Source organism: Collinsella sp. HCP28S3_E12 (assembly GCF_052065595.1).
Classification (GTDB): domain Bacteria; phylum Actinomycetota; class Coriobacteriia; order Coriobacteriales; family Coriobacteriaceae; genus Collinsella.
The window spans coordinates 79,495-100,184 of the sequence record NZ_JBQHTS010000002.1; the positions used below are offsets into that span (position 1 = coordinate 79,495).

Below are 20,690 nucleotides of genomic sequence, written 5' to 3' on the forward strand. Positions count from 1 at the left end.
CGGTGGGGGTCGAGCTACCATCCGAAAAGTAGTCAAAAAAGCCCCGTCCCAAAAAGACTGGGTATTGGGCGTTGACAGCTGGCGAGCCGTAGGTAAAATATCAACTTGTCTTGGGGACGTAGCTCAGTTGGGAGAGCGCTGCCGTCGCATGGCAGAGGCCGAGGGTTCGACTCCCTTCGTCTCCACCCTTGGATTTGATAAGCCGTCGACATTGTGTCGGCGGCTTTTTTTGAAAGAAAGGGCTGCACTATGGCCGAGCTTGATTCCCAACCATTGTCCGACGAGGAGCGCGCCGAGTTGGAAGAGCTCCGCGCTGAGAAGGCCCGCCGCGAGGCCCAGGAAGAGGCCCGTCGCGAGCGTGAGGAGCTGGCCGCCCTGCGTGCCGAGCATGCGAAGGCCGAGGAGGCCGCTGCCAAGGCCGCATCCGAGCCTGCGCCTGCTGCACCCAAGCCTCAGCCTAAGAAAGCCGCCCGCCCCAAGCCCGCCGAGCCCAAGCCGAGCCGTGACGAGATGACGTTTGCCCAGCGCATGGTCACTTCCAAGGAGCCCACGGCCGAGGGCGAGATCCCCGGTATGGCCCCGGCTCAAAAGATCATCATCGCGCTCGCCTTGGTCGCGTTTGTCGTCTTTATGGGCTACACGATCATGACCAGCATGGGCCTGCTCTAACCGATTTGCATCGGGCGTCATGTCCGCATGCTCTGCTCTCGTCCAACCCTCAACCTCTGCACAACGCATCCGAAAGGTCGCCCCATGGCTTTGACCGACATCTCGTATCCCACCGACATCGCAATGCTCACCGATCTGTACGAGCTCACTATGGCCCAGGGCCTGTGGGAGAGCGGCAAGGCCAATGAGCAGGGCTGTTTTACGGCGTTTTACCGTGACCATCCGTTTGGCAGCGCCTATGCCGTCATGTGCGGCACCGCCGAGCTGCCCGAGCTGGTCGAAAACCTTCGCTTTACGCCCGAGGATATCGACTACCTCGCATCGCTCCAGGCCCCGGCCGGCGGCGCGATGTTCAAGCCTGAATTCCTCGACTACCTGCGCGATTTTCGTGCGCATGTAAACATCGACGCCGTCCCCGAGGGCGAGCTCGTCTTTCCGCGCGAGCCCATGGTGCGCGTCACCGGCCCCGCGCTGGAGTGCCAGCTGCTCGAGACGGCGCTGCTCAACATCGTCGGCTTCCAGACGCTTGTCGCCACCAAGACGGCGCGCGTGGTGCTGGCGGCGGACGGCCGTCCCGTGGCCGAGTTTGGCCTTCGCCGCGCCCAGGGTCCCGATGGCGGTCTGGCCGTCGCGCGCGCGAGCTATGTTGCCGGCTGTTCCTCTACGTCCAATGTGCTCGCCGGTCGCCGCTACGGTATTCCCGTCTTTGGCACGCATGCGCACAGCTGGGTGATGAGCTTCGATTCCGAGCTCGAGGCCTTCCGTGCCTTTGCCAAGTCGAGCCCTAAGAACTGCACGCTGCTCATCGACACTTATGATGTGCGCGAGGGCTGCGAGCATGCCATTACGGTTGCCAAGGAGATGGAGGCGGTGGGCGAGCGTCTGTCGGCCATTCGCATCGACTCAGGCGACCTGGCCAAACTCTCCAAGTATGTCCGCGGCTGTTTTGATGCCGAGGGTTTGCCCTATGTGGGGATCTCGGTTTCCAACGATCTGGATGAATACACGATTCAGTCGCTGCTCGACCAGGGCGCGCCCATCGATAGCTTTGGCGTGGGCACCAAGCTCGCGACCTGTTACGACCAACCGGCACTGGGCGGCGTGTACAAGCTTTCCGCCCGCCGTGCGAGCGAGACGGACCCGTGGACTCCGGTGGTCAAGCTCTCCGAGCAGCCCTACAAGCGCACGATTCCAGGCGTGCAGCGCGTGCGCCGCTATTACGACGGCTTTGGCGGCCCGGTCTGCGACATGATCTATGACGAGGACCATCTGGCGGGGGAGGGCGCCGCGCGCGGCAATACCCTCGTGGCCGTGAACGATGCCGCCCTGGTGACCGACGTGTCCGAGCTTGAGTATCGCGAGCTGCTGGCGCCGATCGTGCGCGACGGCAGCGCTGTTGCCCCGCGCGAGAGCATCGAGGCCGCACGCGAGCGTTGCGCTTGGGCGCTGGACCATCTGGATCCGGTCTACAAGCGCTTCCTGTACCCGCAGACCTATGTGGTGGGCATGGAGCAGGGCCTGGCGCAGGTGCGTGACGAGCTCGTGCGCAAGAACATGGCCGCGGCTTCTGCCTTCCCCTGGGCTCGCTAATTTTGTTGGGTGTAGGGTGGAATTACGTTCTCTCGGCCGTCAGCTCGCCCGAACCCTCAACAGTTGATTGGTTTGACGTATGACGACTTCTTATAAAACGATGGTGGTAAAGATCGGTTCGTCCACGGTGGTGGGCGCCGATGGCAAGGTCAACCGCGCCTTTATCGGCGGGCTTGCCGATCAGGCTGCTGCCCTGCGCAAACTCGGCTGGCGTCTGGTCGTGGTGAGTTCGGGCGCCATTGCCTGTGGCTATCCCGTGCTGGGCTTTGACCGCAAACCGGTCGGTGACCTGCCGAGCCTGCAGGCCTGCGCCTCGGCCGGTCAGTGCATCATCTCGTCGGCCTACGACGAGGAGTTCCATGCGCGCGACCTGCTTACCTCGCTCGTGCTGCTCACGCGTCACGACACGGCCCGTCGCACGTCCTATCTGCACGCGCGCGACGCGCTGCTGCGTCTGGTGGAACTGGGCGTGGTGCCGGTCGTCAACGAGAACGACACCGTTACCGTCGACGAGATCAAGTTTGGCGACAACGACACGCTGGCGGCGCTTGTGGGCTGCCTGGTTTCTGCCGACCTGTGCGTGACGCTCTCGGACATCGACGGCCTCTATACCGCCAATCCGCACGAGGACCCCACGGCCGAGTTCGTCCCAGTCGTGCATAGGATCGATGCCAAGATCATTGCCTCGGCGGGCGATTCTTCCACATCGGTTGGCACAGGCGGCATGATTACCAAGATCCGCGCGAGCCGCATCCTGATGACGGCGGGCATTCAGAGCGTGATTTGCTCGGGCGAGGAGCCCGATGCGCTCGTGCGCCTTGCCCGCGGCGAGAGCGTGGGTACGCTGTTCGATCCGCCGGCGGAGCGCCTGGACATTGCGCCTCGCAAGCTGTGGATTGCACTGGGCGACAAGGCGCATGGCTCGGTGACGGTCGATGACGGCGCCGCGAAGGCGCTGGTCAGCCGCGGTTCTTCCCTGCTTGCAGTGGGTATTCGCGAGGTCGATGGCACGTTTGCCGAGGGCGATGTGCTTGACGTGTGCGACCCGAGCGGCATGGTCGTCGCCCGCGGTATCGCCGAGGCCGATTCGGACGTGCTGGAGCTTGCAGCCGGACGCCGCCAGGACCAGATTGCCGGCAACCGCTTGCTGGCAGACCTGGCCGAGAAGCCCGCGATCCACCGAGACAACTTGATCGTCTTTGCATAAAGAAAGACAGCGCTGCGGATCGTTTCCCGCAGCGCTGTCTTTCTCGTGCCGGCACTTGGGGACGTTCCTATTGTGCCGGCTGATGGGGGACACTCCTTTGCTAGAAGATTCGGCGCAGGTCTCCGCGGTTGAGGGCCTCGTCGAAGAGGTGCTTGAACACCACGCTGCCGTGCAGGCCGTCGTGCTCGAACTCGTTGGTCACCCAGGCGTGTGAGTTGCCCACACGACTGAGCGTGTCGAGCTGCAGGCCCGAATCCACGTACATGTCGTCGAAATACACCGCGGCTTGGAGCGGCACCTCGTTGCAGGCCAGGCGCTGCGGGTCGTAGATCTTGTCCCAGCTGGTGTCTTCCATCAGCAGGTCCATGGCGGGCTTGAAGGGCTTGAGCTCGGGCATCTGCTCAAACATCCACGGGAACATGGCCTCGCCGGTAAACATGAGTGGGCGCGCGAGGGTGTCGAACTCGGCACGATGGGCCTTTTCCTCGGCGGCTGCCCAGCCAATGGGCATCGTGTCGCCATCGGCGTAGATGAATTCCTGCAGCGTCCAGTACAGCGGATTCGTGCGCGTGTTGGTGCGCTCAAAGGCGCGCATCAAAAAGCTGTCGGATACCGAGGAGCCGCAGCTCAGCGTACCGTCGCCATTAACAAACGCGTGGTCGATAATCCAGTGCATGCGCTCAAAGCTCGGCTTCATGCCAAAGTCGCTGCCCATGAGCTGCAGGCGCTCGACCGTCATCGGCGAGCCGTCGGGCAGTACGGGCTTTTGCTCCTCGAGGGCATCTGCCAGGGCCGCCACGCGCTCGACGTCGGCGGGATAGCGGTCGTAATACTGCTGAGTCTTGGCCGCCATACGTGGGAAGGTGTGCGCGTAGACCTCGCTGGCGCTCGCCGGTACGTGCGGAATGCCGCCGCAGGTAAAGCTCGCCGCCACCCCCTCGGGGAAGAGCGACAGATAGCTCAACGTCAAAAAGCCGCCGTAGCTCTGGCCGAGTGTGACCCAGGGCTTGCCGCCAAAGCCCACCAGGCGCAGGTACTCAAAGTCGCGCACGATGGAGCTGGCGAGGTGGCGCTTGAGGAAATCCGCCTGCGAGCGGGCCGCATCGGAGCCTGCCGCCTCGGCGCGCTCACCCAGTGCGGCAATCGTGCGCCCGTCTACACAGCTGCTGCGCCCCGTCCCGCGCTGGTCGGGCAGGACGACGCGGAAGTGCTTGACGGCCTCCTCGATCCAGCCGTCGCTTGTGGGCGACAGCGGACGCGGGCTCTCGCCGCCGGGGCCGCCCTGCAAAAAGAGGAGGAGTGGCAGGTCGTCGTTGATACGGTCGGGAGCGCAAACCACGCGGTAGAAAAGCTTGATGCTCTCGGGTGCGCCGGCGATGGGCGCCGGCATGGCGCCGCGGCGCATGGTGCTGCCGAAGGCCAAAAGCATTGGCTCCAGGCCGCGCCAATCCAAGGGGACGTCGATGCTGTGGTCCTCGACATAGAGGCCGGGGACGTGGTACGAAGTGATGAGGGCCATGCGGTACTTCCGTTCGTTGCGGTGTTTCGGGTTGACCAATTCTACCGCCATGCGCGAGGGCATGCACAAATCGGCTACCATGGTTGGCAAACTACTAAGAGAAAGGGCCGTCCATGTCGGTCGATATAGCCACGTATGTCTACGATCTTGCCGTTGCCGCCAAGGCAGCGTCGGCCTCGCTTGCCACGGCGAGCGACGAGCAACGCCAGGAGGCCGTGCGCGCCATGGCCGCGGCGCTGCGCGATGGCGTCGATTCCATCGTCGCCGCCAACGAGCTCGATATGTCCGCTGCGCGCGATGCGGGGACCTCGGCGGGGCTCCTCGACCGTCTGCTGCTGACGCCCGAGCGCGTCGAGGGCATGGCCGCCGGCCTGGAGAAGCTCGCTGAGCTGCCCGATCCCGTCGGCCGCGTGCTCGACCACCGCGTACTTGCAAGTGGTGTGGACCTCACCCGCGTGAGCGTGCCGCTGGGCCTGGTCGCCATGGTCTATGAGGCGCGCCCCAACGTGACGGCCGATGCCGCGGGCATCTGCATCCGCACCGGCAACGCCTGCATTCTGCGCGGCGGTTCGCTGGCCTATCACTCGTGCGCCATGATTGCCGAACTGCTGGCCGATGCGCTCGAGGCCAAGGGTTTCCCGCGCGAGGCTATCTCGATGATCGAGTCCACCGATCGCGAGGCCACCGGCGAGCTCATGAAGCTTCGCGGCATCGTCGACGTGCTTATTCCGCGTGGCGGTGCGGGCCTGATTCAGCGCTGCGTGCGCGAGTCGCTTGTGCCGGTGATCGAGACGGGCACGGGAAACTGCCACATCTACGTGCATGAGTCTGCCGACTTTGATAAAGCGCTCAACATTATCGTCAATGCTAAGACCCAGCGCGTGGGTGTGTGCAATGCCGCCGAGTCGCTGCTTGTGGACCGCGCCGTGGCAGATTCGTTTTTGCCGGCGGTCGTGGCCGTGCTGCACGACCACGGCGTGCTGATTCACGGCGACGAGGCCATGTGTGCCGCATGCGCCGCCGCCGGTCTTGCCGAGGGCGACGACTACGTGGCCGCGACCGAGGAAGACTGGGGCCGCGAGTACCTCGCGCTCGAGATGAGCGTAAAGGTCGTGGCGAACGAGGACGAGGCCATCGCGCACATCAACCGCTATGGCACTATGCATTCCGAGGCTATCATCGCCGAGAACGCGGACGCTTGCGAGCGCTTTTTGGATGAGATCGATGCCTCGGCCGTGTATGCCAACGCCAGCACGCGCTTTACCGACGGCGGCGAGTTTGGCCTGGGCGCCGAGATCGGCATCTCGACCCAAAAGCTCCACGCCCGCGGCCCCTTTGCCGCCGAGGCCCTCACCACCTACAAATACAAGCTCCGCGGCACCGGCCAGGTCCGCCCCTAAACCTACCAAAAAGGGACAGGTTTATTTTGGCAGGTTTTATCTGCGGTTTTGCCGGGCGACGTGTTCGCCCGGCTTTTTTCTCCGTATGCCATTTCTGCCTTTCGGCTTGAGCCGCGGCGATATACGATAGTGACACCGTGTCCTAGCACCGACTCACCTGGAGGTATTGCCATGTCCCAGACGCTTTCCGCCGGAATCACCCGCGACCGCGCGTTCGAACTGCTCAACGAGCACAACAAGGACCCGTTCCACATCACCCACGGCGAAACGGTCGAGGGCACCATGCGCTACTTTGCGCGCGAGTTCGACCCCGAGAACGAGGAGTTTTGGGGCATCGTCGGCCTGCTGCACGACTTGGATTGGGAGGAGCATGAGGACGACCCCGTGAACCACACCATCTATGCGGCCGAGATCCTCAAGGGCGAGGGTGCATCGCCCGAGCTCATCCGCGCCATCCAGACGCATACCTCGGACTTCAACACCTCGCTGCCCAAGCCCGAGCTGCAGATGGAAAAGATCCTGTTTGCCTGCGACGAACTTACCGGCCTGATTGGGGCTGCCGTGATCATGCGTCCGAGCAAGAGCGTCATGGACTTTACGACCAAGTCGCTCAAGAAGAAGTTCAAGGACAAGCGCTTTGCCGCCGGCTGCTCGCGCGACGTGATTTCGCAGGGCGCCGAGATGCTGGGCTGGGAGCTCCCCGAGCTTTTCGACCGCACCATCGCGGCCATGCAGTCCTTCGCGCCCGACCGCGACACCTTCCAGGCCTAACCTGCCAAAAAGGGACAGGTTTATTTTGGTAGGTTTTATCTGGGAAGACGCTTCCGTTGGACGTTATTCAGCGGAAGCGTTTTCTGTTTAACATGGTAGCGCTTGCGAATGGCGGCGCCTCGCGGCAGGCAGCTGCGCTTCGCCGTATCCGTAACTCGGTAAACGCGACGCTAGGACGCGTTCTTGATAATCCATGTTCCGAGTCCTGTCAGTAGCTGAACCTGCTTAACGGTTAGCCCCTGTTTTCGAAGCGCGAGAATCGCCTCATTGCGAAGTGGCTTGGAGACAGATTTGAGTTCCGTCGGAGCACATTCTGCGACACACTGCACGATTGCCGTGCCAAATTCGCATAGATCTTCCTCGCGAACCTTGGCTGTTGCGCTGGGGCGATAGGGAAGCGACGGCGCACTTTCCATGAGTTGAAGGTATGAGCGAGGTGTTGGGAATAAAACGCCGACAACGCTGCCGGTGACATGCGGCCGTGACCTGGCACTCATTAGATACTCGCGATGGCTGCTCCAGGGATATTCGTCGTATGCCGCCAGTCCTGCTTTTTGTGGATTCAGATGAATGTATCGAATTGCCTCAAGTAAATATGCTTCCGACTTAATGGGCGAATCCCAAAACCGCTCCTGAAACACGTGGCCGACATGCCCCGTCCGCGCATTGTACCTGCCCGCATACGATACGGCTACCGCGTGCATCGCGTCGCTTTTGCGGTCGTCCGGGTCGTCGATGAGCAGATGAATATGGTTTCCCATAAGGCACCAAGCGATAAGCTCGATATTGTGTTTGGGGAGGATTGCATCGAGGATCTGAAGCATGGCGATTCGGTCCTCGGCATCGTCAAACAGCAATTGCCCTCCGTTTCCACGCAACGTGACGTGGAAATAACCGGTTGGTGACTTTGAACGAGGTTTTCTCGGCATGGCCCCTCCTTTAGCTTGGATGGGCTGAAGATACCTCATTCGGAGGCTTCGGTTGTCGAGATTCAGTTTACCGACTATAGCTGCTACCTGCCGAAATGTTATTGCGTTTTCAAATTGATGCTTTTTAATGGTAATTGAGCAAGACGGGCGCGCTTGCTGTGGATGCGGGCGTTGGTTGCGTCGATCTGGACGGCCCTCGCGTGATGTCATCACAAATGGGCTTCACGCATTTTCGCGGCGATAGAAAAATGGCCGGGGCTTACAAACAAAACGGAGCACCCGACCATTTACCAATTGTTTGTTGACGTTTGGCCAGATAAAACCTGCCAAAATAAACCTGTCCCTTTTTGGCAGGTTAGTTGAGGGCGGCTTGGGATAGGCGGGCTTCGGCGTCTTCCTCGGTGACGCCCAGGGCCACGGCAATCTCCTCGATGGAGCGGCGCTTGGCTTCCTTGAGTACGCGCATGTAGTAAGAGCTGGGTTTTTTATCTGCTTCCTCGGCCTGGCGAATACGGTGCATCATTGTTTTTGCCACGCGGACCGTCTCGGGCGCACCCAGCTTGAGCTGCTGCTTAAAGTGCGTCTCCTCGAGCGAGCTGTTGCGCTCGGTAAAGGTGTCGCACTCCAGCTCGTCGTAATGGCTCAGTAGGTGCTCGGCATCTTGCTGGGAGATGGCGGCATGCAGACGGTCGGCCTGCGCCACGGGGTACATGAGGATCGTCTGCGCATGTCCCTGCTTGGTCTCGAGCAACAGCATGGGCTGCGGTGTGTCTTCCCTAAAACCGACGACGGTGCAGACTCCCTGACCCGGATGAATGACGTGTTGACCGATTGAGAACATGCTACCTCCAACTTATACGAATTTACGTATGTCTAGAATACCACGCTGACGTGCGCAAACCCTTACTTTATGCAGGAAAAGCACACAAATCCGATAGGTAAGAGTATTCGATACTCTGTCCGGCTCATGCACATGTTTATGCATTTTCGGCGGGTGCACAATCAGCAGGCAGACCGCCATCTTTGAATGGCCTTGCGACAACTGTAGTCAATTTTGTGCATATGCAATATCGATTGACTTTACCCTGCGACAGTAGTTACCGCTTGTGATAGAGTGCTGCAAACTCTGGCTTTTGCCCTACGAGTGACCAAGAGCTCGGGGGCTTTAACACAAGGAGGATCTATGCCCGAGAAGATTGAAGAGCTGGTACGCGCTGCGCTTGCTGCGGCCCAGGAGGCCGGCGACCTTTCCGCATTTGAACTTGACGATTGCGCTATCGAGCGACCGGCTGACACTTCTCATGGCGAGTGGACCTCCACCATGGCCCTGAAGTCCGCCAAGCTGGCTCACTGCGCCCCGCGCAAGATCGCCGAGGCCGTCGTTGCCCATATGCCCGAGGATCCCGCGATCGAGAAGGTCGAGATCGCCGGCCCTGGCTTCATCAACTTCTACCTCTCCGTCGCCGTCAAGAACGCCATCTTCGACGAGGCTCGCGAGAAGGGCATGGACTTCGCTAAGTCCAACGTCGGCGGCGGCCTGAAGACCCAGGTCGAGTTTGTCTCCGCCAACCCCGTCGGCCCCATGCATATTGGCCATGGCCGTTGGGCCGCTCTGGGCGACTCCCTCTGCCGTGTTATGGACCATGCCGGTTACGATATCCAGCGTGAGTTCTATATCAACGACCACGGCTCTCAGATGAACACCTTCGGCAACTCCATCAGCACACGCTATATGCAGCTTGCCGACATCATCGCCAAGCAGGGCGTGGATATCGACGAGGCTCACAAGCTGCTGATTGCCGACCGCGATGCCTTTGTTGCCGACGAGAACGACGAGCATCCCGAGACCCATCCGTATCAGGACAACTTTGCCGAGACTCTGGGCAAGGATTCCTACGGCGGCGACTACATCATCGACGAGGCCGCCGAGTTCTGGCGCACCGACGGTGACAAGTGGGTCGACGCCGATCCGCAGGAGCGCATGGAGAGCTTCCGCGAGCGCGGCTACGTAAAGATGGTCGACAACATGCGCGACCTTTGCCACGCCGTCAACTGCGACTTCGATCGTTGGTTCTCCGAGCGCTCACTGTATGTGAAGGACACCGAGGGCGAGACCGCCGGCACCTCCGCCGTCGACCGCGCTTTTGAGAAGCTCGACAAGATGGGCTACCTCTACACCAAGGACGGCGCTCTGTGGTTCCGCTCCACCGACCTGGGCGACGACAAGGACCGCGTCCTGATCAAGTCCGACGGCGAGTACACCTACTTCGCCTCCGACGTCGCCTATCACTGGGATAAGTTCCAGCGCGTCGACCACGTCATCGACATCTGGGGCGCCGACCACCATGGCTACATCGACCGCGTCCGCTGTGTCTGCGACGCTCTTGGCTATCCCGGCAAGTTCGAGGTTCTGCTGGGCCAGCTCGTCAACCTGCTGCGCAACGGCAAGCCCGTCCGTATGTCCAAGCGCAAGGGCACCATGGTGACCCTGCAGGAGCTTGTCGACGAGGTCGGTTCCGACGCCGCCCGTTACACGCTCATCTCCAAGAGCTCCAACCAGATGGTCGACTTCGATATCGAGGCCGTTAAGAAGCGTGATAACTCCAACCCGGTCTACTACGTGCAGTACGCTCACGCTCGTGTGTGCTCCATTCTGCGCCGTGCCGCTGACGTTACGCCCGAGCAGGCTGACGAGATGGGCATGAAGGCCGTCGCCGCCAAGGCCATCGGCGAGAACGTCGATTACTCGCTGCTGACCGACCCCACCGAGCTTGCCCTGTCGCGTAAGCTCAACGAGCTCACCGACCTCATCGCCAGCTGCGCTCGCGACCGCGCCCCGTTCCGTCTGACGCACTTTGCCGAGGAGCTCGCCGGCGACTTCCACAGCTTCTATGCTGCCTGCCAGGTGCTTCCGAGCGAGGGCCGTCCCGTCGATCCCGAGCTTTCGCGCGCCCGTCTGGCCGCTTGCGACGCCGTCCGCGTGACGCTCGCCCTGGTGCTCACTCTGGTTGGCGTTTCTGCACCCGAGCAGATGTAATCTACGGGTCGTTTGACCGTGTAGGTTTGGCTTTGCTGAGCCCTATAAGCCCGATCTCCATGCGGAGGTCGGGCTTTTTGCGTTTGGCGGGGCTTTTTGGCGTGTTGGAAAATGCTACAAAAACGCAACTATACCGGTTTACGGGGCTGAATCGCTGCCTGGCGACCATAGCAACAGCAGCGAAAATAAAATCGCAGGTAGACGGCTTGCCGAATATTAAAAATGCAGGGTATGGTTGGCTTACGCCGTTCTTGCACCGTAATCCGCGATCGTTTTGAAAACGACCCCTTGGGGACGGAGGAAAACGGATCATTTTTGTCCGGTGGGAGAGCAGTGCGAAACCGTCCGCCACGAAACGGGCTTATCTACTACGTTTAGTCGCATACCCCGAACCATGCCGAAAAGTACGATATTAAAACCGCAGGTAGCGGGCTTGCGATTTTAGGAAGATCGAGGGGATGGTCAGGGGTCGCGGGTCAAACGTAGTAGATAGGCGCGTTTCGTGGCGCGGCTGTTCCGGATGCCACGGCTTCACTCCTCTGGTGCGACAGAGGAAGCGCTTTTGAGGGAGAGTGTCCCTTTTGACCAGTTGTATAAGAACGTCCAATGACTAAGTTGCAGGTGGTGGCGGTTGTGTTACACTAACGCTGCGTATTTGACGTAATCATCTCGATACAGATCAATGATGTCCGTTGTGTTTTGAACGGAGCTAGACTGTTTAGCCGCCCTGAAGGTTTATGCAGGGAGCATGTGATCACAGGGCTTTAAAAGAAAGTTGAGCAAACACTGTGTCTGATCAACAGCAAGAAAATGAAATAAGCACGGCACAAACCACTCCCACTGCACCGGTTGCGTTGGACCAGATCGCGAAACCCGCACCGTCGCAGGCGTCGGTCCCCGAGACACACCAGAACGCTGCCTCGGCTTCGAGTGAGAACCCTGTTCCCGTCGCACCTGCTACCGGGGAGGAGGCTGCGCCCGTGAAGCCCAAGCGCACGCGTCGTGTGGCCAAGCCCGCTGCGGATGACGATGAGGCTGCAAAGCCCAAACGCCGCACCACGCGCACGACGCGTGCCAAGCGTCCGGTTTCCGCCGAGGTTTCGGCGCCGCTTTCAGATGAGGTTGCGCAGGCCCGCGCGCTTGCGCAGATCAGCGAAGCCCAGGTTGTTCGTGCTCGCCGTCGTGCCGCCGAGCGCGATGCTGCGGCTCTGACCGAACTCGCGGCTTCGTCCGCCCCCGAGGCGCCTTCGGCTCCGGCTCCCGAGCAGGTAGCAGAAAAGCCGGCTCCGCGCACGCGCCGTCGCACGGCGGCCAAGGTCCAGCAGGCTGCCGAGCAGGCTTCGTCCGATGCCGCCGAGACCCCGGTTCGCTCTGCGGCGGAGGAGGACGCTTCCTCTGCTGAGTCTGTCGTGCCTGCCGAGGCCGGCGGTGCATTTGTCGTCGATCCTGCTTTGCGCCCGCATCGCCGCGGCCGCAAGCCCAAGGCATTTGTCGAGGCGGAGAAGGCGGCCGCTGCCGCGGCTTCTGTCCAAGATGCCCCGGCGTTCGTCGAGCCTACAGCGGCTGCCGTGGTTTCGGCCGAGGGCGCTGATGTTCCTGAGGTCGCTGTTTCTGCCGCTGCCGAGTCTGCCGACGTTCGTCCCGGGCGCAGCCGTCACACCGTAGCCAAACGCCCAGCTAAGGCAGAGGCGAAGTCCGGCGCCGAATCTTCGGTAGCTGAGTCTACCGAGGCGAGTGTCGACACGACTCCCGAGACGGAGGGCGCCGATCGGTCGGCAGGCGAGAAGCCCAAGCGCACGCGCAAGAAATCTTCCAAGACCAAGTCTGCCGAACAGCAGGGGGATGCTGAGCAACAGCCCGAGTCCGACGCTAAGTCGGACGGCGAGACCCCGGTGACCGCCGATGCGCCCACGACGCCTGCCGTCGAGAGCGCTGAGGCCGAAGAGGGTTCCCGCCCCAACCGCCGTCAGCACAAGCGTAACGATGAGCGCAGCGAGCGCAAGGATGATCGCAACAACGACCGCCGCAGCCGTCAGCGCGACCGCAAACAGCGCAACAAGGAGCGTAACGCAGCTCCGACCGAGCCCACGCTTTCGCGCGAGGAGCTCGCGGCCATGAAGGTCGCCGAGCTGCGCGAGAAGGCCAAGGAGTTCGAGATCGAGACGACCGGCAAGAAGAAGGCCGAGCTCGTCGAAGAGATCTACACCACAGCCGCGAAGGCCGAGGGCTTCCGCGATATTAAGGGCATCCTGCAGATTCGCCCGGACAGCTCCGGCATCATCCATGCCCACGGCTACATGAAGTCCAATGACGACGCCTTCGTGCCCGCCTACCTCATCCGCTCCGCGCGTCTGCGCACGGGCGACGTGATCGAGGGTTCGCTTCGCCCCTCGCGCGGCGGCGACAAGCGTGCCGGTCTCGCCAAAATTACGACCGTCAACGGTCTTGATCCTGAGCAGGCCCGTAACCGCCCCAAGTTCGGCGATCTCACGCCGGTCTACCCCAATGAGCCGCTGCGCATGGAGCATGGCAAGGATTCCATTACCGGTCGCGCCATCGATATCGTGTCGCCGATCGGCAAGGGCCAGCGTGGCCTGATCGTGTCGCCGCCCAAGGCCGGTAAGACCACGATTCTCAAGAAGATCTGCCAGTCTATCTCGATCAACAATCCCGAAGTGCACCTCATCTGCCTGCTCGTCGACGAGCGCCCCGAAGAGGTCACCGATATGCAGCGCTCCATTGAGGGTGAGGTCGTGGCCTCCACCTTCGATATGCCCGCCGACAACCATACCCGCGTGGCCGAGCTCGTCATCGAGCGCGCCAAGCGCATCGTGGAGCTGGGCGGCGACGTCGTGGTGGTGCTCGACTCCATCACGCGTCTTGCCCGTGCGTACAACCTGGCGGCGCCCGCCTCGGGCCGCATCCTTTCGGGCGGCGTCGATTCGGCGGCCCTGTATCCGCCTAAACGCTTCCTGGGTGCTGCCCGCAATATCGAAAACGGCGGCTCACTCACCATCCTTGCTTCCGCCCTTATCGATACCGGCTCCAAGATGGACGAGGTCATCTTTGAGGAGTTCAAGGGCACCGGCAACATGGAGCTCAAGCTCGATCGCGATCTGGCCGACCGCCGCATCTTCCCGGCCATCGACCCCGTTGCCTCGGGCACGCGCAACGAAGACCTGCTGGTCGACGAGCAAATGCGCCCGTTTGTCTTTGGCCTGCGTCGCATCCTCGCCGGCATGAACAACACCGAGCGCGCGGCAGCGTCGTTTATCAAGGGCCTTAAGGGCACTAATACCAACCAGGAATTTTTGGTGCGTTCGGCCAAAAAGCACAGCGATTACGAGCAGATGTTCTAGTCCGTCCGCTGCACGCGACAGCAACCATAGACATGCCAGAAGGGCCGGGGTTTAGATCCTGGCCCTTTTCGTATAGCCGCTCGCCAACGATTATTGACCTCACGACCGGCAAGCAGCGATTTTCCCGTTTCAATTCCGCTTCGTCGCTTGCAATCCCCAAGGGGGTTTCGCATAATAGCAGTTAAGCTTCGCGACGGAAAACGCAGATGAAACGAACCTTATACCGTTGCTTTGGGGCATAGCCCCGCTTCATCTTCTCTCGCGCAGCCAACTGAATGATGCGATTTGGGTGCTGGAAGATGGGGAGAGCTCATGGCTTCTTCTGATGCAACACAACGAGCAGTCCTTGCCGGACTTTCCTGCGGGATCGGCCTTGCCGCACCCGTGGTCGTGTATGCCGCTACACTGCCGTTTTCGTCAATCAACGAGACGGTCGTCGCGGGTGCTGTTCCCTTTGCCGTGGGCGCAGTGGCCGGCGTGGGTATCTATGCCGCCTCGCTGGGTATCTCTGAGTATCGTGCGGAGCACGATGGCCGCCTGTTTGAGCCCGATGCCGTGGGCGGCGCCGCTCAGTTTAGTCGGACCTACAACGAGTTCAAGACCGCCTCTATTCCCGTTCAGCAGGAGGAGGCTGCTCCCCGGGCTGCTGCTCCTGTCACTTTGGACGAGCAGGGTCAATCCTCTTCGCTTATCTCCGGTCTGACCGGCGCGTTTCAGCGCCGTCATGCCGATGATGGCGTTCCGACCATCGCCCGTGCCGCCAACGCCATGGACGAGGCCGATGCCTGGGCTATGATCGATAGCATGCTCGACGACGATTCGCCGGTTAGCTGCGATCCCGCTCGCTCGCGCGATGTCTACCAGGTCGCAATCGACGAGCTCACAAACGGTGAAAAGACTGGCTCCTATAACCGCGACGACATCGCTGCTGCCGCACGTGCCGTCTCGGGCTCTCATGCCGCCCCTGCGGGCAGCACTGCAGCTTTCGTGGCGCTTGTGGCCAACGCTGCCAACAATGCCGCCTGTAACGGTGCTTCTTCGGCTGCGTACGACTCTGCCGCGGCGGCCGCTTCGACCGGCCAGCAGGGCGCGGCTCAGCCGGCTCCTGTCGCCGGCCCCTTTGCCGATGAGCCCCTGGTTGTCGACGAGGAGACCATCGCCGCTCGTCGTGCTGCCGAAAGCTCGCTTTGGGGCGCTTCGGCCCAAATGCAGGCCGCGGAGGCGGTGCCGTACAACGCCAAGCTCGCCAGCATGCCCATCATTTCCGATGCCAAGGGTGTGGATCTCACCGATTTGGACGAGCCCGCCGCCATCACTGCCTCTATCGATGCCCAGAATCGCGTGGATACCGACAGTCTCCCCGATGCCTCCCTCGAGGAAGATATCCCCATGGCCGATTATTCGGGCCACGAGGACATGTGGGCCGCCGCCATGGCGATCATGGCCGAGGTTGCCGAGCCCGCCCCCGCGCCGATGCCCACGCCTGCAGCCTCACCTGTCTCGGTTGCTCCCGTCTATGTCGGCCGCCACAGCTCCGTGTTTCCCGAGGATACCGCGCGTATCTCGCGCGAGAGTATCGAGCGCGCCGAGGCTATCGCCGCCGGCGTTATGGAAAACCGTCGCCATGAGCGTGTCAATCAGATCCTTGAGGAAGAGATCGAGCGCCTGCAGTCCTCTACCGCCAAGCGTACGGGCCGTGCCTATTTGAGTGTTATCGAGGGCGGTACCGCCAGTTTTACGCCGCTTCGTGCCGAGGCCTAGTTCTGCATGATTAAGATCGATCGTAAGTGGGCGGTTGCGGCCTGCGTCATGGTGTTGCTGATCTGGGGCAATTCACTGGTTCCCGGCACGGGGTCCGGCTCACTGAGCTTGGCGATCATGGAGGACGTCCGCGGGTTTTTGCATAGCTTGAGCCTGCCGTATGAATGGGTAACCAACTTTGTCGTCCGCAAGTGCGCACACTTTACCGAGTATATGGTGCTCGGTGTTTTGGTGACACATGCCTTTGATATCGAGGGTCGACGCACTTTTGACAGACTGCTTCCCACGGCGGTTTTTCTGTTGCTGGTCCCCTCAATCGACGAGACGATTCAGTTATTTGTGCCGGGGCGCGCCGGTATGATCACCGACGTGATGATTGACTGCTGCGGAGCAGCTACCGGCGTCGTGCTCCGATATCTCCTCCGATCGCTTGTATGCACCAGAAAGGCCGCCTAGGACGTTTTGCTTGGTCCTAGGCGGCCTTGTGCGTTTGGGGGCCCTGCAGGGCGCGATAGCGTTGTCTGCGCGTTATACGGGCCCGGTAATACCGTGTGTCGTTGGTGCACCCTTTACTGGAGCGCCTGTGCGCCAAGGGCCAGACAGCCCATGATGCCCTGCTTACCATCGAGGCTGTTGTTGACAATGTAGGTATCGATGTTGTTGACCTCGGGCGTGACGATATAGTCGTTGAGCATCTCGGCGCACTTTTTGCGGGCGAGCGGCACGATGGGGGTGTGGTCGGCCACGCCGCCGCCGATGATGATCTTTTGCGGCGCATAGCACAGCGTGTAGGTCATGAGCGCCTGTGCCAGGTAGCCTGCGAGCAGGTCCATGGCCTCCGGGTCATCGGCCATGTCTCCGGCGCTTTTGCCATCCCAGCGCTTTTTAATGCCGGGGCCTGCGATGAGGCCCTCGAGGCAGTTGTCGTGGAAGGGGCAGCCGCTGTGCTCGCCGATGGTGTCGCGCGGATCGCGCGTGACCAGGATGTGCCCTGCCTCGGGATGCATCATGCCGTGTACGAGCTGGCCGCCCGAGAGCACGCCGGCGCCCACACCGGTGCCGATGGTCAGATACGCCACGTCGGTGAGGCCCTGGGCGCAGCCAAAGGTGACCTCGCCCAGGCAGGCGACGTTGACGTCGGTGTCGTAGCCACAGGGAATATTGAGCTCGTTTTGGATGGTGCCCAGCAGGTCAAAGTAGCGCCATGCCGTCTTGGGCGTCTCCAAGATCTTGCCGTATTGGGGCGAGGCAGGGTTGACTGCGGTGGGGCCAAAGGCGCCGATGCCCAGCGCGGCGATGCCCTTGTTTGCAAACCATGCGTTGACGGCCTCAACGGTCTCCTGCGGGGTCGTGGTTGCGATCTGCTCACGCTCCAGAACCGTACCGTCTGCATAGCCCGTGGCACAGACCATCTTGGTGCCGCCGGCCTCGAGCGCTCCGATAAGCTGCTGCTCTGCCATAGTATTCCTCCCCCCGGGATGAGTTGTTCGGTGACTAAAGTATAGCGCTTTAAACAAATTAAGAAAGCGCTATAAAAAGAAGCCCCACAACGCGCGTGCGGTGCGGGGCTTCTTTGGGTGCTTTAGTTGCCGGGCCGTCCTTACCCGCGCGGCTTGATTTTATCGCGTAGCGACTTGAGGTTCTCCAGTGCCGCGTTAAGCGTCTCGTCTCGCTTGGCAAAGTGGAGGCGAATCAGATGGTTGACGGGCTCACGGAAGAAGCTCGAGCCGGGCACGGCGCCCACGCCCACCTTAGACGCGAGGTCCTCGCAGAAGTCGAGGTCGCTGTCATAGCCAAACTCAGAGATGTCCATCATGACGTAGTAGGCGCCCTGCGGCACGTTATGCTCAAGACCAATGCTATCGAGCCCCTGACAGAACAGATCGCGCTTGGCGGTATAGAGGTCGAGAACCTCCTGGTAATAGCTGTCGTCGAAGTTGAGCGCGGTGACGACGGCCTCCTGCAGGGGAGCGGCGGCACCCACGGTGAGGAAGTCGTGGACCTTCTTGATACGCTCGGTAATCTGGGCCGGGGCGATGGTGTAACCCAGACGCCAGCCGGTGATGGAGTACGTCTTGGACAGCGAGCTGCAGCTGATAGTGCGCTCGAACATGCCAGGCAACGTGGCCATATAGACGTGCTCGTGGGGCGCATAGACGATGTGCTCGTAGACTTCGTCGGTGATGCAGTACGCGTCGTACTTTTTGCACAGGTCGGCGATAAAGGTGAGCTCCTCGCGCGTAAAGACCTTGCCGCAGGGGTTGGAAGGGTTGCACAGGACGATGGCCTTGGGGTCGTTGTCGCGGAAGGCAGCCTCGAGTACCTCACGGTCAAAGTCGAAAGCGGGCGGGTTGAGCGGCACGTAGATGGGCTCGGCACCCGAGAGGATGGTGTCGGCGCCGTAGTTCTCGTAGAACGGCGAGAAGATGACGACTTTGTCGCCGGGGTTGGTGACCGTCATCATGGCGGCCATCATTGCCTCGGTGGAGCCGCAGGTGATCACGATGTTCTCATTGGGGTTGATCGGCATGCCCATAAAGTGCTCCTGCTTGGCGGCAAGCGCCTCGCGCATGGCCTGGGAGCCCCAGGTGATGGAGTACTGATGGTAGAGCGGCTTGGGGTCGCTGGCGATGGTGCTCAGGCTCTTGAGCAGCTGCGCCGGGGGATCAAAGTCGGGGAAGCCCTGCGAGAGGTTGACGGCGTCGTACTTATTGGAGATGCGCGTCATGCGGCGGATGACCGAATCGGTAAACGTTGCCGTGCGATTGGAGAGTTCTTTCATACTTGTCCTTTCGAACATCGGGGTGGGGCAAGTTTACTCCTATGGAACCGGTGGGATTTGCTCGAAATGGATCCGAAAAACTCTTTTCAAAATTCTTGAAAATTGGGGCTTGCGTCGCGTGGCGTTCCTTGCAATAATAGTCGAGCGCGAAGCGCACAGGACACGGTGGGTGTAGCTCAGTTGGCTAGAGCGACGGGTTGTGGTCCCGTAGGTCGAGGGTTCGAGTCCCTTTACCCACCCCAGTTCTTGCTTCGTGTTGATATCGGGTCGTTAGCTCAGTTGGTAGAGCAGGGGACTCTTAATCCCAAGGTCCAGGGTTCGACCCCCTGACGGCCCACCACACGATATCTCCTCTAAAGTCCGCTACTACGGACTTTAGCTTTGGGTCGTTAGCTCAGTTGGTAGAGCAGGGGACTCTTAATCCCAAGGTCCAGGGTTCGACCCCCTGACGGCCCACCAAAGCATGTTAAGACGGTCAGCGAAAGTTGGCCGTCTTTTTTGTTGACCTCGCATGGGGTCGAACCCGAAAGGGCGCGGAGCTGAGGAAACGCGTAAGCGTTTGCCAGCGCAGCGCGCAAGGCGCGAAGCGCCGCAGCGGCCGCCTGCGCAGCAGGCTGACCCCCTGACGGCCCACCAAAGCATGTTAAGACGGTCAGCGAAAGTTGGCCGTCTTTTTTGTTGACCTTGCATGGGGTCGAACCCGAAAGGGCGCAGACGCTTTACAAGTCGAGCCTGCCCTGGGGGTCGGTGAATCCGTCTGTGCCCTCCTTGAGTTTTTCTCGTCTGCTTTCACGCGACGTTCGAGCTTCTTTGTATCCTCGGCAGGCGGTAGATTCTCGGGGACAATTCCACGGTCGATGAGGCTACCACGCACGCTTGTGTTGTTCTCGACGTGCTCTTCCTTGATCTGGTCCAGACCGTACAGGTCGTGTTCCTCGGCGTTGAAGGCCGTCATCGAGTTCGTAAGGTCCTTTGCTTTGATGAGGACATCGGCTAATCTGTCCGCCAATGCCGCGCTCTTGGGTACGCCGAGCTGCTGCTTCATTTCCGCCGTGCTTCTGCCGCCGAATAACGCTTCATCGCCCTTCGACTTGATGATCGCGAATCCTTTGGAGTCCACGCCGCGTTTGAACGCAATACCCGAGAGCTGTTTCTCTGAATCGGATAGCGAGTGGCGCGCCTGCAAGCGCTGAATCTCTGCGAAGCGCTGTTCTATGAGCTCTTGGCGGCGCGTCTGCACGGCAAAGTATGCCTGGGCGAGCGCGATCTCTGGCTTGTTTGAATCTCCGTTCTGTGCGATTAAATAGCATGCATAGCGAGTAAGTTTGTAGTCTTTAACCGCGCGAGCGGCGACACCGGCTGTTACCATTTTCGTGGTATCACGAAAATGGGAATCAACTGGAGTTTTGTTTGTTTCGCACGAGACTTTTGCCCTCTTAACAACTTCGGCGAAGTTCTCCCATCGAGTGTACCCCATGGGTTCCATTAAATCGCGTGCGAGCCAATACTCAACGCCGTCTTCCACATTGACGTAGCTATCAAGTTTGACACGCCACTTCTCGATATCACGACTGTCCATATCTCCTCCCCGCTGGTCTATTGTCTGTGCGGGCTTTGCCTGCTCTGTATTCAGAATAAGGATACGCTGCCGTGCGGACACGAATGG

Annotated in this window: 15 protein-coding genes and 4 tRNA genes; 13 read left to right on the forward strand and 6 right to left on the reverse strand. The window is 60.9% G+C overall.

What is annotated here, in order from left to right; genetic code table 11:
* Window positions 1-112 precede the first annotated feature (112 nt).
* From ACTNBY_RS01210 to proB, 4 genes are all read left to right on the forward strand, one after another.
* A tRNA-Ala gene (locus ACTNBY_RS01210) sits at window positions 113-185 on the forward strand.
* Window positions 186-249: 64 nt separating this feature from the next.
* Window positions 250-669 (forward strand): hypothetical protein, encoded by a 420-nt coding sequence (locus ACTNBY_RS01215; protein ID WP_427747465.1) that lies wholly within the window; start codon window positions 250-252, stop codon window positions 667-669.
* An 84-nt stretch (window positions 670-753) separates the two neighbouring features.
* Complete coding sequence (locus ACTNBY_RS01220; protein WP_441063062.1) at window positions 754-2,259, forward strand: nicotinate phosphoribosyltransferase; 1,506 nt, start codon at window positions 754-756, stop codon at window positions 2,257-2,259.
* Between the two features lie 79 nt (window positions 2,260-2,338).
* On the forward strand, window positions 2,339-3,466 hold the full coding sequence (proB, locus tag ACTNBY_RS01225) for a glutamate 5-kinase (protein ID WP_441014792.1): 1,128 nt from the start codon (window positions 2,339-2,341) through the stop codon (window positions 3,464-3,466).
* A 100-nt stretch (window positions 3,467-3,566) separates the two neighbouring features.
* Here proB and ACTNBY_RS01230 read toward each other — a convergent pair whose 3' ends face one another.
* Window positions 3,567-4,985, reverse strand: coding sequence for an alpha/beta fold hydrolase (locus ACTNBY_RS01230; RefSeq protein ID WP_441063063.1), 1,419 nt, complete (start codon window positions 4,983-4,985; stop codon window positions 3,567-3,569).
* A 113-nt stretch (window positions 4,986-5,098) separates the two neighbouring features.
* On the opposite strand from ACTNBY_RS01230, the gene ACTNBY_RS01235 reads away from it, so the two are divergent.
* Both ACTNBY_RS01235 and ACTNBY_RS01240 read left to right on the forward strand, forming a co-directional pair.
* The gene (locus ACTNBY_RS01235) at window positions 5,099-6,385 is read left to right on the forward strand and encodes a glutamate-5-semialdehyde dehydrogenase (RefSeq protein ID WP_441063064.1); all 1,287 of its coding nucleotides are present in this window, start codon (window positions 5,099-5,101) and stop codon (window positions 6,383-6,385) included.
* 171 nt (window positions 6,386-6,556) lie between these two features.
* Window positions 6,557-7,156 (forward strand): HD domain-containing protein, encoded by a 600-nt coding sequence (locus ACTNBY_RS01240; RefSeq protein WP_441063065.1) that lies wholly within the window; start codon window positions 6,557-6,559, stop codon window positions 7,154-7,156.
* A 170-nt stretch (window positions 7,157-7,326) separates the two neighbouring features.
* On the opposite strand, the gene ACTNBY_RS01245 is transcribed toward ACTNBY_RS01240, so the two are convergent.
* On the reverse strand, window positions 7,327-8,085 hold the full coding sequence (locus ACTNBY_RS01245) for a transposase (RefSeq protein ID WP_441063066.1): 759 nt from the start codon (window positions 8,083-8,085) through the stop codon (window positions 7,327-7,329).
* A 355-nt stretch (window positions 8,086-8,440) separates the two neighbouring features.
* Complete coding sequence (locus ACTNBY_RS01250) at window positions 8,441-8,926, reverse strand: CarD family transcriptional regulator (RefSeq protein ID WP_427727935.1); 486 nt, start codon at window positions 8,924-8,926, stop codon at window positions 8,441-8,443.
* Window positions 8,927-9,268: 342 nt separating this feature from the next.
* On the opposite strand from ACTNBY_RS01250, the gene argS reads away from it, so the two are divergent.
* From argS to ACTNBY_RS01270, 4 genes are all read left to right on the forward strand, one after another.
* A complete protein-coding gene (argS, locus tag ACTNBY_RS01255) occupies window positions 9,269-11,122 on the forward strand; it encodes an arginine--tRNA ligase (protein ID WP_441063067.1) in 1,854 nt (617 codons plus the stop codon).
* Window positions 11,123-12,102: 980 nt separating this feature from the next.
* Window positions 12,103-14,481, forward strand: a complete 2,379-nt coding sequence (gene rho / locus ACTNBY_RS01260) for a transcription termination factor Rho (protein WP_441063068.1) — start codon at window positions 12,103-12,105, stop codon at window positions 14,479-14,481.
* Window positions 14,482-14,793: 312 nt separating this feature from the next.
* On the forward strand, window positions 14,794-16,242 hold the full coding sequence (locus tag ACTNBY_RS01265) for a hypothetical protein (protein WP_441063069.1): 1,449 nt from the start codon (window positions 14,794-14,796) through the stop codon (window positions 16,240-16,242).
* A gap of 6 nt (window positions 16,243-16,248) precedes the next feature.
* A complete protein-coding gene (locus ACTNBY_RS01270; RefSeq protein ID WP_441063070.1) occupies window positions 16,249-16,698 on the forward strand; it encodes a VanZ family protein in 450 nt (149 codons plus the stop codon).
* A 113-nt stretch (window positions 16,699-16,811) separates the two neighbouring features.
* On the opposite strand, the gene ACTNBY_RS01275 is transcribed toward ACTNBY_RS01270, so the two are convergent.
* Window positions 16,812-17,702, reverse strand: a complete 891-nt coding sequence (locus ACTNBY_RS01275) for an ROK family protein (RefSeq protein WP_441063071.1) — start codon at window positions 17,700-17,702, stop codon at window positions 16,812-16,814.
* 140 nt (window positions 17,703-17,842) lie between these two features.
* Entirely contained in the window at window positions 17,843-19,024 is a 1,182-nt protein-coding gene (locus ACTNBY_RS01280; RefSeq protein ID WP_441063072.1) for a pyridoxal phosphate-dependent aminotransferase, read from the reverse strand.
* A 165-nt stretch (window positions 19,025-19,189) separates the two neighbouring features.
* On the opposite strand from ACTNBY_RS01280, the gene ACTNBY_RS01285 reads away from it, so the two are divergent.
* The 3 genes from ACTNBY_RS01285 (at window position 19,190) to ACTNBY_RS01295 (ending at window position 19,483) form a co-directional block, all read left to right on the forward strand.
* Window positions 19,190-19,266: transfer RNA gene (locus ACTNBY_RS01285), tRNA-His, on the forward strand.
* A gap of 22 nt (window positions 19,267-19,288) precedes the next feature.
* Window positions 19,289-19,364 (forward strand) — tRNA-Lys (locus ACTNBY_RS01290).
* A 43-nt stretch (window positions 19,365-19,407) separates the two neighbouring features.
* Window positions 19,408-19,483: transfer RNA gene (locus ACTNBY_RS01295), tRNA-Lys, on the forward strand.
* Between the two features lie 193 nt (window positions 19,484-19,676).
* On the opposite strand, the gene dinD is transcribed toward ACTNBY_RS01295, so the two are convergent.
* A complete protein-coding gene (gene dinD / locus ACTNBY_RS01300) occupies window positions 19,677-20,603 on the reverse strand; it encodes a DNA damage-inducible protein D (RefSeq protein WP_441063073.1) in 927 nt (308 codons plus the stop codon).
* Window positions 20,604-20,690: the final 87 nt, after the last annotated feature.